This is a genomic window from Chitinophaga pollutisoli, assembly GCF_038396755.1.
GTDB classification, from domain to species: domain Bacteria; phylum Bacteroidota; class Bacteroidia; order Chitinophagales; family Chitinophagaceae; genus Chitinophaga; species Chitinophaga pollutisoli.
The window spans coordinates 676,225-689,799 of record NZ_CP149822.1; the positions used below are offsets into that span (position 1 = coordinate 676,225).

16 protein-coding genes are annotated in these 13,575 nt (G+C 48.8%); all 16 read left to right on the forward strand.

The window, feature by feature from the left end; all coding sequences use genetic code 11:
- Nucleotides 1-9: 9 nt before the first annotated feature.
- Complete coding sequence (locus WJU16_RS02805; protein ID WP_341836807.1) at nt 10-339, forward strand: DUF4133 domain-containing protein; 330 nt, start codon at nt 10-12, stop codon at nt 337-339.
- Nucleotides 336-2,882 (forward strand): TraG family conjugative transposon ATPase, encoded by a 2,547-nt coding sequence (locus WJU16_RS02810; RefSeq protein WP_341836808.1) that lies wholly within the window; start codon nt 336-338, stop codon nt 2,880-2,882. Before WJU16_RS02805 ends, WJU16_RS02810 begins: the two co-directional genes overlap by 4 nt.
- A 70-nt stretch (nt 2,883-2,952) precedes the next feature.
- Entirely contained in the window at nt 2,953-3,342 is a 390-nt protein-coding gene (locus WJU16_RS02815) for a hypothetical protein (RefSeq protein WP_341836809.1), read from the forward strand.
- Nucleotides 3,343-3,531: 189 nt separating this feature from the next.
- On the forward strand, nt 3,532-4,209 hold the full coding sequence (locus WJU16_RS02820) for a conjugal transfer protein TraI (protein WP_341836810.1): 678 nt from the start codon (nt 3,532-3,534) through the stop codon (nt 4,207-4,209).
- Nucleotides 4,206-4,679, forward strand: a complete 474-nt coding sequence (locus tag WJU16_RS02825) for a hypothetical protein (RefSeq protein ID WP_341836811.1) — start codon at nt 4,206-4,208, stop codon at nt 4,677-4,679. The genes WJU16_RS02820 and WJU16_RS02825 overlap by 4 nt, the downstream gene beginning before the upstream one ends.
- A 9-nt stretch (nt 4,680-4,688) precedes the next feature.
- Nucleotides 4,689-5,117: a hypothetical protein gene (locus tag WJU16_RS02830; protein WP_341836812.1), complete on the forward strand. Its 429-nt coding sequence runs from the start codon at nt 4,689-4,691 to the stop codon at nt 5,115-5,117.
- Complete coding sequence (locus tag WJU16_RS02835; RefSeq protein ID WP_341836813.1) at nt 5,114-5,359, forward strand: hypothetical protein; 246 nt, start codon at nt 5,114-5,116, stop codon at nt 5,357-5,359. Before WJU16_RS02830 ends, WJU16_RS02835 begins: the two co-directional genes overlap by 4 nt.
- On the forward strand, nt 5,356-5,994 hold the full coding sequence (locus WJU16_RS02840) for a TerB family tellurite resistance protein (protein ID WP_341836814.1): 639 nt from the start codon (nt 5,356-5,358) through the stop codon (nt 5,992-5,994). The genes WJU16_RS02835 and WJU16_RS02840 overlap by 4 nt, the downstream gene beginning before the upstream one ends.
- 27 nt (nt 5,995-6,021) lie before the next feature.
- The gene (gene traJ, locus WJU16_RS02845; RefSeq protein ID WP_341836815.1) at nt 6,022-7,203 is read left to right on the forward strand and encodes a conjugative transposon protein TraJ; all 1,182 of its coding nucleotides are present in this window, start codon (nt 6,022-6,024) and stop codon (nt 7,201-7,203) included.
- A gap of 31 nt (nt 7,204-7,234) precedes the next feature.
- On the forward strand, nt 7,235-7,852 hold the full coding sequence (traK, locus tag WJU16_RS02850) for a conjugative transposon protein TraK (RefSeq protein ID WP_341836816.1): 618 nt from the start codon (nt 7,235-7,237) through the stop codon (nt 7,850-7,852).
- 1 nt (nt 7,853) lies between these two features.
- Nucleotides 7,854-8,306, forward strand: coding sequence for a hypothetical protein (locus WJU16_RS02855; protein ID WP_341836817.1), 453 nt, complete (start codon nt 7,854-7,856; stop codon nt 8,304-8,306).
- Between the two features lie 15 nt (nt 8,307-8,321).
- On the forward strand, nt 8,322-9,611 hold the full coding sequence (traM, locus tag WJU16_RS02860; RefSeq protein WP_341836818.1) for a conjugative transposon protein TraM: 1,290 nt from the start codon (nt 8,322-8,324) through the stop codon (nt 9,609-9,611).
- Between the two features lie 27 nt (nt 9,612-9,638).
- Nucleotides 9,639-10,469 carry a conjugative transposon protein TraN gene (traN, locus tag WJU16_RS02865; RefSeq protein WP_341836819.1) on the forward strand — a complete coding sequence of 277 codons (831 nt, stop codon included), beginning with the start codon at nt 9,639-9,641 and terminating at the stop codon, nt 10,467-10,469.
- 32 nt (nt 10,470-10,501) lie between these two features.
- Nucleotides 10,502-11,245, forward strand: a complete 744-nt coding sequence (locus WJU16_RS02870; RefSeq protein ID WP_341836820.1) for a hypothetical protein — start codon at nt 10,502-10,504, stop codon at nt 11,243-11,245.
- A 38-nt stretch (nt 11,246-11,283) separates the two neighbouring features.
- Complete coding sequence (locus WJU16_RS02875; RefSeq protein ID WP_341836821.1) at nt 11,284-12,756, forward strand: hypothetical protein; 1,473 nt, start codon at nt 11,284-11,286, stop codon at nt 12,754-12,756.
- Nucleotides 12,744-13,334: a hypothetical protein gene (locus WJU16_RS02880; protein ID WP_341836822.1), complete on the forward strand. Its 591-nt coding sequence runs from the start codon at nt 12,744-12,746 to the stop codon at nt 13,332-13,334. Before WJU16_RS02875 ends, WJU16_RS02880 begins: the two co-directional genes overlap by 13 nt.
- The last annotated feature ends 241 nt before the right edge of the window (nt 13,335-13,575 follow it).

Consider the following 13,575-nt stretch of genomic DNA (forward strand, 5'->3'; position numbering starts at 1 on the left):
CCCAGTGTTATGTCAATCATTTATTCGATCAATAAAGGGATCAACAAACCCATTGAATTTAAGGGCATCAAAGCACAGTACATCCTCTATCTGGCTGTAGGGCTGGTAGTATTGATGCTGGTATTTGCCATATTCTACGTTTGCGGCGTATCGCTATTCGTTTCCATGCCCGTCATTGCTATACTGGGATTTACCCTCTTCCACTATGTGATGCGCTATTCTGCCAAGTATGGTCAATACGGCCTGCTAAAAGAAGCTGCCTTCAGCCGTATCCCTGCCACCGTACAATGCCTGGACAGGTCCCTGTTCATTTCTCTCACTTTAAAACAGGGATCATGATTACCGGCATTACCATTTGTACTATCCTGATTGCAGGGCTGATGCTGCGGCTCAGAAGCGAGAAACCTACGGCCAAAGCACTGGAAAAGCTCTTTCCCATTTATAAAGTTGAACGGGATTGCATCGTCAGCAAGCACGGTGACCTAACGGTTGTGTTTGAGTTACAGCTTCCAGAAATCTTTTCCATGAGCTCCGAAGACTATCATGCACTTCATCATATTTGGACCAGAGCCATCCGTATCCTTCCTGCCGGAACCATCCTGCACAAACAAGATTGGTTCACCCATGATGTTTACCAGGCCACAGACGACAACGGAGAACGCTCCTACCTCACCCTGTCCACTGATCGCTTCTTTCAGAACAGGCCGATCCTGAAACATCGTTCCTATATCATGGTGACCCGCAGGGCCATCGGACGTAAACCGAGCAATTCTGCTTTCTCCAATCTGCTTCGCCCCGTACTTGTGCCGCAAGAGTTGGTAAAAGGCCAATTCTACCTTGATTTTCATACCAAAGTATCTCAGTTCGAGCGGCTGCTTTCTGAAGGTGGATTTATTAAACCCCGCCGGCTTAGCTCCGAAGAAATTTGTGGTACCAAGGAGATACCAGGTTTACTGGAGCGGTACTGTTTCCTGTTGGGTGAAAATGAAGCGCCATGTCTCAAAGAGATTAGCTTCAAACCACAGTTCAGCATTGGTGAGAAATTCTGCCAGCTCTATACCCTATCCAATGTGGAAGATCTGCCGGCATTATGCGGCCCACGTATCACCTACGATAAGTATTCAACAGAACAGACCAAATTTCCTATCAGCTTTGCCGCGCCGGTCGGTCAGTTGCTCGGTTGCGATCACATCTACAACCAGTTTGTTGTCATTGATGATCCGCATGCAACACTAAAAAAACTGGAATCCAAGCGCCGCAGGCTCCAATCGCTTAGTGCCTATTCCCGTGAAAACGCCATCAGCCGGGACGCCACCAACGAATTTTTAAACGAAGCCATCTCCCAAGGCCGCCAACCAGTTCGTGCCCATTTCAATTTAATGGTCTGGACATCCGATCCCGCACAACTCAAAGAACTGCGCAATATGGCATCTTCGGCAATTTCTCAAATGGATGCCGTACCGCGCGAGGAAATTAAAGGTGCAGCACAACTTTATTGGTCGGCATTGCCAGGGAATGCCTGTGATATTCCCGACAATGAGTGTTTTGATACGTTTGCTGAACAGGCCTCCTGTTTCTTCTCCCAGGAAACAGCCTACCGGGATTCGCCCAGTCCATTCGGTATCCGGGTAGTAGACCGCCAGTATGGCGCACCCATTTGGGTCGATCTATCAGATTTTCCGGTTAAGCAACAGTGGACCCAAAATCGCAATAAAATAATCATAGGTGGGTCCGGAAGCGGTAAATCATTCCTAACCAATGCATTATGTCGCGCCTACGTCGAGCAGCACGCCCATGTTGTCATCATTGATATCGGACATTCTTATCAGGGCTTATGTAATATTCTCGGCGGGTATTATTTCACCCACACCGAAAGCCACCCCATCCAATTCAACCCCTTCTTTATCGAAGATGACGACTACCTGGACACAGAGCGCAAAGAAAGTATTAAAAGCCTGCTGGTCGCCATTTGGAAAAAGGATGACGAGCACTTCCGGCGCTCAGAATACGTAGCCCTTTCCAACGCGCTGCAGTTATACTATGAGAAGCTGGCCAGTAACAAAGATATCTTCCCCTGCTTCAATACCTTCTATGATTTTATCCGAGATGAGTTCTCCCTTGTGTTGGATTCCCAAAATGTGAAAGAGAAGGAGTTTGACCTCCACAATTTTCTATATGTGCTCAGACCCTTTTACAAAGAAGGAGAATTCAGTTATCTGCTCAACGCCAGTGAACATCTGGACCTGCTCAAACAGCCGCTGGTAATCTTTGAACTGGACAATATTAAAGATAATCCCATCCTCTTTAGCGTGGCCACCGCAACGATCTGCCAGTTATTCATCAACAAGATGCGCAAGCTCAAAGGCGTTAGAAAGGTCATTGTTATAGAAGAAGCGTGGAAGGCGATAGCCAAGGCCGGCATGGCCGAATTTATCAAGTACCTCTACAAGACCGTTCGGAAGTTCTTTGGAGAGGCCATCGTCTGCAGCCAGGAACTGGATGATGTCATCAACAGCCCGGTCGTAAAAGATGCCATCATCAATAATGCTGATACCAAGATCCTGCTGGATATGCGCAAGTTCGCCAACAAGTTTGAGCAAATCCAGGCCATCCTCGGCATGAACGAAAAAGGGAAATCCATGGTGCTTTCTTTAAATAAATCCAATGATCCGCGCCGCAAATACCGGGAGTTCTTCGTGGATTGGGGCGGTCAGCATATGTGTATCTATGGATTTGAGCCCAGCCCGGAAGAATACTATGCATACACTACCGAAGAACGGGAAAAAGTGCTGGTACAACAGTATGCGACTAAGTTTGGAGGAGATTATACCAAAGGTATTAAAGCATTAATCGCTGATCAACAAAAAGCTGCCGCCACTTGATAATGCTAATTTTTTTAGCATTCCGATAATAGTTGCACTATATTTGCAATGTGATCAACAAACTTATACTATGCAAAAAATTAAACTGACCATCACTGCCCTCGCGCTGGCATCTGCTTTCACTGCTTGCCAATCCATAGGTTCTGATGCAAAAGTGGCTGATATCACTGGTAACTATCACCGGGTAGATAGTAGCCAGTTCAGCATCCTTCACCAACAGGTACAGATAGCCCCTGTTGGCGGTTCATCCCGTGATAAATACCACGTAAAAGTCTTGTCAATTACGGATTTCCACAGTGAAAGACCCAATGATACAACTGAAAAATCGACCAACGCCACATTTGATCCGAAGTCCGGACTCCTAACCACTGATAGGTCACTGGTGTACCATTACGACCCGGCATCAGGCAACCTCGTCGTAAAAGGCCAAAAGGGCGAAGTGATTTACCAAAAACAGTAATGTTACTGCTAGGCTTGCTACCTACCGGCCATCCCACTGCCGCTTCGTTCTGTGAAGCTCCCGGTAAAGTATAGCCGAAACGACTTTTATTAAGAGCTGAATTATCCTCCGTGCATGTGACTGGCGAATGCGCACAAGTAGTGCCCGTTCGCGGATTAGAACCTTATTGTTCACCGCAAACCAGTCAAGATGCGAAAGATACTGTTATTTGCCATCCCGTTCCTCTTCGGAACATTACTCCCCACCGCGCCTGCAAAGGCCAATCCCATTGTCATTGTCATTAAAGGCGTGGTTAAAAAGATCCTGCGTGCCATGGACCTGGCCGTACAACGGATACAAAACCAAACCATCCGCTTACAAAATGCCCAAAAGGCATTGGAAAATCTGTTGAGCAAATTGAAGCTCGATGAAATTTCCCAATGGACAGAAAAGCAGCGTGAGCTGTTCGCCGGTTACTATGATGAACTGAACAAGGTGCGCACCGCCATCTCCTATTACAAACGGGTTCGGTCCATCATTGAAGCCCAGGGGCAACTGGTTAGAGAATACAAGCAGGCTGTTGACCTGTTTTCCAATACCGAATATTTCAAGCCAGCAGAGATCGCCCACATGCTCGATGTCTATACGGGCATACTAGATCATAGTATCCACAATATCGACCAGATCACCGGTGTGATCACCAGCTTTACCTTAAAAATGAGCGATGCGGAAAGACTTGCACTCATCCATAAGGCCGACCAGGACGTGCAGCGTACCCTAACTGACATGCGCACTTTTACCGACCAGAACATCATGCTGGTCAACCAACGCCTGAAAAACAAAATCGAAATCCAAACACTCAAAGGACTTTACAATCTTGAAAAATGACGCACAACACCTCCATCAAACTCAGTGATGAGAAGCTGCTGCAGGAGTTCGTCGCCATTTTGCTACGAAAAGGGTATGACGGACATTTCATCCTGCAAAGCCTCGATCCACCAGCATTTTACACCGGGCCGGTAGAAATATGCCTGCAAAAATTCATCGCGAAATTTTCGGCCAACCATCCGGCCTCCGTAATGATCACGCTGACGACAGACTTTCAGTGCCCTGATCGTAAACCGCCGTTCTACGCCGTGCTCAGCACTTGTTTCACCTCAGATAATGGTTGGCAGATAAATGCTATCACCATTAAGACCATGGGGCAGGAACGCGCCAGCCCGGTAGCTGTCGCCAACACCAAAGAAATCCCAGCATTTAAATCACTCCCCACCATCTCGGAGACTCCCCACCGCTCTGCACTGCTGCGACTTCTGGAAAGGTTGCTACCCAAAAAGAAACCTATCGCTCACCAGTAATCGCTTTTTATGAAACAGCTATCACGTATTGCCGTGGTCATACTGACCATGAGCATCACTATCCCTGTGCAAGCACAGCTCAATCTCACTTTCAAGGAAATTTTCAAGCAGAAAAAAACAGAAATCCAGTACCTCTCCCGGCAGATTGCCGAGTTGCAGCTTTACATCGGCGCGGTAAAGAAAGGGTATACCATCGTCCAGTCCGGACTGGGCACCATTCACAATATCAAAAACGGTGAGTTTACGGTGCATGACCTCTTTTACACCAGTCAATACCTGGTGAGCACGGCTGTCCGGTCTATGCCGGCAGCAAAAAAACTTTGGAGAACAGTCGCTGGATACACCGCAACACTTCAACTTTCCTACGTGAGATGCACAAAAGCAGCCACCTCACCGACGATCAAAGGGCTTTTGTTTCCCAAACCTGCCAACAGATGATCGCTGACGTTGACAAAAATGTCCAACACCTTCAGTCTCTCCTATTATCCGGTGCCCTTCAAATGGATGACAAGCAGCGAATGGAAGACATCCAACTGGTATGTGATAAGAGCGCTGCACAAATGAAGTTTGCCTCCACCTTTTTTGCCGACAGCCGCCTGATCAGTATCAGTCGACATTCTGCCAGCCTTGACATCCAATTACTGCGCAACCGCTATAACCTTCAAAATCCCAAGCCATGAAAACGCTTCTTATCGCATGGCTATGGATAATCATAGCCTTCACACCTTTTTCTGCTGTCAAAGCCCAGGAACATGAGGCCGCCGTACTGATGCTTAATCTGGAAAAACTCAACCAGCTCCGTGAAATTCTCCAGAAGATGTATGATGGATACCGCACACTGGAACGGGGATATGGCAAAGTAAAAGATATCGCCAGCGGAAACTTCAAGCTCCATGACCTATTTCTGGATGGTCTGTACATGGTCAGTCCCGAGGTCCGGAAGTATTACAAAATCGCGGACATCATCCAGACGCAGGTATCGATTGCCAAATCTTACCGTTCCGCATTCCGGCTCTTTCAGAAAAGCGGTGTGTATTCCCCCAATCAGTTAGAATATATCGCTACTGTTTACACCCGCCTGTTTGACGATAGCCTCCGCAGCCTTGATGAACTACTGCTGGTCGTAACGGCTCGCAAACTGCGCATGACCGATGCCGATAGGCTGGCCGCAATAGACCGTATTCACCTGGACGTCGAAAAGAAGTACACCTTCCTGCGCACATTCAATGATCAGCAGAAGCTGCTCACCATCGCCAAAATAAAGGAAAAGTCTGAGCTCCAGACCCTGCGCGGTCTCCATGGCATACAACCCTAATTCTCCAACCCTTACAAACCGAATTTTATGAAATTGAAAATGGCCGCAGTGGCCTCCCTCCTGCTCCTTTCCCCACTCGCTGCTTTCTGTAGCGATATCTCAGATACCATCCGTGGCATGCACGGCATTTTGGATTCCCTCTATGATAAAATGCTCCCGCGGGTAAGTACGCTGGAAGGGTATGCTATCGCCATTGCCGGGTTTGCGGCCACCTTTTACATCGGCTACCGCGTATGGAAACACATCGCAAATGCGGAGGCCATCGACTTTTTCCCTCTTTTTCGCCCGTTCGTATTAGGATTTTGTATCGTCAACTTTAAGCTGGTGATCATCACCATCAATACAATTTTATCTCCTACGGTTGTAGGCACCCGTGCCTTGGTGGACAATACCAATAAATCCATCGAGCGTCTGCTGGCCAAGAAGGAAGAAGAAATGAAGAAGACTCGGAACTATCTCATGTACGGCGTTAATGACGGCGCAGGTGACCGGGATCTGTGGATGAGATATACACACTATGATGAGTGGAATAACGAAGACATCTTCGATAGTATCGGTAATGATCTTGAATTCGCCATGAGCAAAGTGGAGTTCAGCATGAAAACATGGTTCAAAGAATTTATTGCTTTCATCCTTGAACTATTCTATGAAGCCGCATCGCTTTGCATCAATACCCTTCGCACCTTCAACCTCATCGTCTGTGCGCTGATTGGTCCATTTGTATTTGCCATTGCCTGCTTTGACGGGTTTACACACACGCTGACCGTCTACCTCGCTCGATATGCAAACTTCTATCTGTGGCTTCCAGTCGCCAACCTGCTCGGCGCTGTGCTGGGCATGATACAGGAAGATATGCTGTTACTGGATTTGGAGCAAATGTCAAAATACGGAGACACCTTCTTTACCACCGCCGACATCGGGTACATGATCTTTATGATCATCGGTATTTTCTCCTTCTTCTCCATTCCCAACATTGCCTCCACTATCGTTAATCCTGGTATGGCCTCCAATCTCACCATTCAGGTAGGTCAGGCAGCCCGTAACATTTTAGGGACTACAACCAAAGTAGCTGGTATGGGCATCGGCGCAGCAGCTGGTGCTACCGGCATGGCGGCAGATGCACTTGGTGATGCCTACGGTAAAATACTGGGCGGCGCTTCCGGTAGTGGCTCCAGCGGTGGATACTTCAACGACAAGCTGAAAGGCTAGTAAACCCTCTCTCACACTTAAACCGTTTCCCATGTTCAAGCAGCTCAACAATATAGACAACGCCTTCAAGCATGTCAGGCTCTTCACTTTCGTCATCATTATTTCTTTGACCACATTGTGCGGCTATTGTGTCTGGTATTCCATAGCTAATGTAACGGAGGCCAATAACCGCATCTACGTGCTGAGCAACGGCCAGGCACTAGCCGCCACCGCTTCCACCCGAGCAGAGAACATCCCAGTGGAAGCCAAACACCATATCCTGATGTTTCATCAGCAGTTCTTTACCCTGAGTCCTGATGAGAAAGCCATCCATGCCAACATCGCCAAATCACTTTATCTGGCAGACATCACCGCCAAAGAAGCCTACGACAACCTCCAGGAAAAGGGCTTCTATGCCGCCGTGGTATCGGGAAATGTCAGCCAGGAAGTGATCTGCGACAGCATTCAGCTATTGACTACCACCTATCCCTATCCCTTTCAGTTTTTCGGCAAGCAGCGCATTATCCGGTCCAGCGCGATTGTAACCCGTAGCCTGATTACCACTGGATCGGTACGCAACGTAGGCCGGTCAGACAACAACCCGCACGGCTTCCTGATCGAAAAATGGTCCACCCTGGAAAACAAAGATCTCGAATACAAACCTCGCTAATATGTTCAGACTATTTAAAAAACGTAAACCCGCTGATCCCGGCGCAGTACAAAGCAAGGTAGCCCACACCATTGCCGTCATTCAATGCGCTATCACCATGCGGCTCAATAAGGCCACCAGCAGATGGAACCGCAGGGCCAAAATTTGCTTTCTGGCCATATTCACCTCGGTGATGATTACCCTGTCGGTCTTGCAGTTTAATTATCCGCTGTTCCATCCTCCGGCTGGGAACTCCATGGACTCCGCCATTCGTAAAGGCCCAACGCTCAAATCCTCACCCTACCAGCGAGCATACCGGTCAGATTCAGCATTGTTTGCCTCTTTCCTGCAACGGCTCCATCAACTCAAAGCATCGCCTGAAGGACGTGATTCCCTTGCCCGGTTTGAAAAGAAAAGACCAGGCTTCATCGACAGCGTACTCCAATGGGGCAATAAAATTCACCCAAATCCATAACCGAAAATCTTCATTATGTCTTTATCTAACAAAACTAGAAAGAAAGTCGCACGGGCGATATTGCCATTGCTCTTGGTCCCATTTGCAGCCCTTATCTATTATGTAGTGGGCGATGTGTCTTCCGGCACCGAAGAACCACCTTCCCCCAAAGGCCTCAATGTTCAGCTGCCTTCACCTAATCAACAAGACAAAGGACTGGACAAGCTCGACACCTACCGGAAGGCAGCGGCTGATTCTGCCAAACGCCGGGACCAGGAAAGCTCTACCATGATGGACTATTTCTCCATGAGACGGGAGCAACCTGAAACTGACCAAACGCAATTACCTACCGGCGCTGTAGAAAGTCCGTTCTCGCCAAACCATCCATCCTACGGTTCAGTCAATAGCCGAACGGGCTATGCCACTGGCCGAAATGAAAAACAGCTGTCCGTGCTGGAAAACAAGCTCCAGCACATTCAGCAAACCATCGACCGCGGACCTGAGCCGCCTCCACCATCCTATACGATGCCAGCCAGCCCTGATCCTGCTCTGGCACAATTAGAAAGTCAAATGGATGCACTGCAGCGGGGCATTTCAGGTGATAATGAACTTAATCAAATGGGCGGCATGCTTAAAGACATTCTTGATATCCAGCATCCCGAGCGCGTAAGAGAAAGGATTCGTCAGCAATCGGCAGCGAAGAGCGGCGCCGCATTTCCGGTGACCAGCATTCCCAGGTCTGCAACCAGCGCCTACTTCGGAGGCGTCACCAGCCCCGCCGATACCGGCAAACCTAAAATGGTCGGGGCTCAACCATCTAAAAGTGTATTCTACGACAATACTGCGGGCAACGATACACTCTTTAACCAATACCTGGCGATACAGGCCGCCATTCATGAACAACAGTCGCTGGTTTCAGGGGCTACCGTGAAAATCCGCCTTCTCCAATCAGTATATGTCGATGGCCGATTGATACCTGAAGGCACGTTCATCTTCGGATCCTGCCAGCTCACCGGAGAGCGACTGGGCATTGAAGTGACCAGCATCAGGACCGGTACGGCTCTTTTCCCGGTCAAGCTTACCGTATACGACCTGGATGGCAATGCCGGGATCCGCATACCGGGATCCATTAACCGGGACGCCTCAAAAGAATCTGCTGATCAGGCTATCCAATCAGCCGCTTTTGGAACGCTCGACCCCAGCATCGGCGCCCAGGCTGCCTCCGCCGGCATTGAGACCGCCCGCAAAATGCTGTCCCGAAAGATCAAACTGGTCCGTGTCACTTTGAGTGCGGACTATCCGATCCTGCTTTACAATAAACAGTAATTAATCACCCATAAACATTTATCACAGATGAAAACATTTATTTCCTGCTGCCTCATGCTCCTATTAACCGGCAGCCTCGCGCTGGCTCAACCTTCGCACTCCGACAACATCCGCCGTTACCGCCTTTCGCTCTCAACGGACCAGACTACGGTGCTTGTTTTTGCAACCCCGATATGTGAAGGTTGTGTGGATCGCGGTCATCCCGATATCGCCACAGAAATGGTAACAGGGATGAAAAACGTGCTCCGTGTCAAAGCCCGCACCTCATCGCTGCCCCTTTCCAACCTTACCGTCATCACGGAAGACGGAAAGATTTATGCCTTTACCGTTGACTACAACACAAGACCATCAGAAACGCTATGGGAAGTGGAGCCGCCGCTGGCCGCCGCCGCGCAGTTTTCCCATGAACGCCTCAGTGACGCCTCCATCTCCAAATTTCTTCAGATCATGGATGCTATGCCCGCCGTCAAAAGTAAACCGGCTACCAAAACACCTGGAAAAATGCGCATGAGCCTAGCCGATTTATACCAGAAAGGAGACGTACTATTCTTCAAATTTCAAATCTCCAACAGCTCCGGTATGGATTACGACCTGAATCTTACCAGGTATTATGTCCGGGATAAAAAAAGGGCCAAACGTACTGCCAAGCTGGAAAAACCACTTGCTCCGCTGGCAGAACAGCGTCCGGATCAACAGCGGGTCAATGCCGGGAGGAAAGCCAACCTGGTCGTAGCATTTCCAAAATTCACTATCGCCAACAATAAACTGATGGTGGTGGAAATTTTTGAGCACAACGGTGATAGGCCCATTACACTGATGATCCGAGGCCACCAGCTACTCAGCGCCCGTGGAGAATAAACAATCCTTACCATTTTTTAAAAATGTACGTTATGGCAAAATCATTCTCGCTTGATGAAGCAATGGAACGACTGCAGCATTACCACAATGCGATGGAAAAAGTCCAGCCTGGCTACCTGAAAAGTAAATCCAGAGACATACTGGACAGGAACTTTTTAGAGTATTTGAGAAAGCATTCAGGTCAGGATGTGGAAGGATGGCTGCTGGATAACGCCTTAAAATTCGGTGCCGAGTACGCCAACAAGAAAGTGAACACCAGCAGAGGCGAACGCTTCGCCCGGCAGGTGCAATTAGGCGGCAAAGGCCTGGTGCAAGCGTCGTTCAGACTGGGTTTCCAGCTTGTCCGACTGTTGGCACAAAGCACCCGTTATTTAATTGCTGCTTCCATACCTCACAATATTCTAGCATTCTTCCGAAACCCACTTGGCACGGCAACCACCGCTAATAAGCCAACAGTAAGTGAAGGTGCAGCGCTGAGTAATCAAAATCAACAACCTACCGCTCAATCCCAGCAAACGACAGCAGATGGTAAGCTCTCGCAGACGGTGGTCCAACCCAACGGCCAGCTGCAGACAGCCCCCACTCCGCAACAAACGGTAGTACCGCAACCGGCAGCTGTGACGACAACCCCGGCTGCTGCCATACACCTACCTCCCGCCAAATCAAAAAAGCCTGCAACGTCTAAAAAGGCGGAGCAGGTCAAAGCCGGTAACAATCGACAAAGTACCCGCCGCAAGCAGCCCCCCGCCGGCCAGCGGAAAGGGCCCTCCCGCTAACATCCATCGCTATTACTCAATTATGTAAATAATATATCATGGAAACAGAAAAAAACATTGAAAACATTCCCCAGGTCAAAAGACAAATAAAGGCCATGGGGTTCGGCGACGCCCTGAATGCAGGTATCGACCATGCCGCACAGTCAGGTTTGGAGGTCTACCAACCCATCGTATACCAGGCACAGATGGCCGGTGAAGCCAAATACAGGCCTAAAATATCCTTCGGTGAAAAACGGGCATGGGTAGACGGGTTTGAAGCCACCCTGTATGAACAGTTGTTCCTGGACCAGACGGTAAATGGCGTAGATGTTCGCGATCTTTCCGAACGTATGACCAGCGGAAGACCCGAACCGGATGCGGGGGAAACACTCGGCCAACCTGCCGAGGGTATCGACAAAGCCTTCAATGACCAGATCCGCAATGATTTGCTTGCCATTAAGGAAGTAAATCAACTGCTATTTGTGGCCATAGCGGCAAAATTCGGCACCTACGGACTCGATCTGGACAACAGGACGCATTCGGTGATCAGCACTTTCCAAATGGAAACAACCCATACGCGCTGGTTCCCCGCCGAAGAAAAAATCACCCTCGATGAAGCCGCCCGCATGCTGGTTAAATCTGCCACACCAACTGCCGTCCGAAAGGAAGTGATCGACTACCGGCCAATTAAGGATGTCATCAACGAATGGCAGGAAAAGGGATACGGACCGGCAGAAGATCTCATTACCCGTTTCGAAACCCAGGAAAAAACAGCATTCGCCCAGCAATCCAAGTTGAGTGAAAAAGAGTTTTTCAGCTATCCCAAAGAAATGAGGCGCTTTAGCAACTTCATGAACGTAATGCTGGAAACTGTGGATGGACCTAACATTGACCTGATGGAGAAGGTCGCCGTCTGGCTCTATATTGACTTTCCCGCAGAATCAAAAACGGTGCATAATAACATGCACCTTAAACGTATCAAAGATCCTAACAACTTCCTGGTCAACAAATATCGGGATTACACATGGACCGAAAACATGTCTAAAAATGAATTTTGGGATGATATCAAGGCCCTACAGCGCGGAGAATCCATTACCATTGAAACCAACAGTGCGGATGCTCCATTGATTGTCATATCTGCCAACCCGGAATACAAAACGATCCATATTCTGGACGCGGACTCAGGGTTACCCTTGGACCATTCTCAGTTCCGCACGGATTTGGCACAGGAAAGGATATCGCAAAAATCGGGCGACAGAAATCAGGCGCCCATGCGTATCTATGATGGGGAGCAGTCACCCCGTGGGCATTTTGAAGAAAAAAAACCTGACCTGACACCTGCAGCCGACACCAGTACCAAAAAAGTCGCGGCAATTCCCGCGGCCAGGAACCGCCGCCAAAGAAGTCAACCCGCCAAAGCACCAAAAGAGCGCCCTCCAATGGCAAAAAGAAAGGCGGTCCTAAGCGATAACACAACACCAGCCCCCACCTGGTTTTTTCATTACTTCAATTTTGTATCATGGAAAACGTAAAGGATTTCGTAGTCCAGATTCAGGGCTATGATTTTGGGGGCAAACTGGATGTGGATGTCATAACCAAAAGCCCGTTTCTAAATGAGACATCGTTTGATTCCCTGATAGAATCCCTCGCCTCCGTTACAGCACTGCCCATTCATTTGTTAGATAAAAGGGTTTGCAAAACGCAAAATTCTTCACTGGAACTCAGCCGTATCTCCATTCGCAGAAAAGATGATATCAATCCCCTTATCCAGATTCATGCTTCCAACCAGTCACAGTTTCGGGAACTGAAGATGCCAGGTATCTACCTGTCTACCCCGAAACCAACCACCATAGACCATTTGCTCAAAACCAACTTTTCAGGCACCCTGTTTCAATCCGCCAAACCTGGTTACTTCATGCTCGGTTGGCTGGCCCAAGTAGGCAATGCCTATGAAATCATTATGGCCGCAGGCTTCACCAAACTAAAAGAAGAGCTCGCCCCGCATGTAAAGCCAGTTTACTACGGGACAAAGCAAACACTGCGTCGCATGCCCGTCCATCATACGATGAGCAACCACGCACCCAACATCAAAAAGACTTTTGGCCCTTAGCCTGATAACTTATTAGCGGCGGTGGAGACCGCTCTGCTGGAGAGCAACGGTCAAGTGCGTCGCTAATCGGGGGAGAAGTTCCCAATTTCGGTCCGGGCAGATGCCCGGACCTTTACAAATCGGCCCTATTTTCTAACATTTTCCATTTTCTGCGCTACTTATCCGTTCCCTTTTGCGTTCATCAATAATAAAAGCATTTTTAAGCCCGTCAAATCCCATTCCAGTAAGGAACACACTGCAT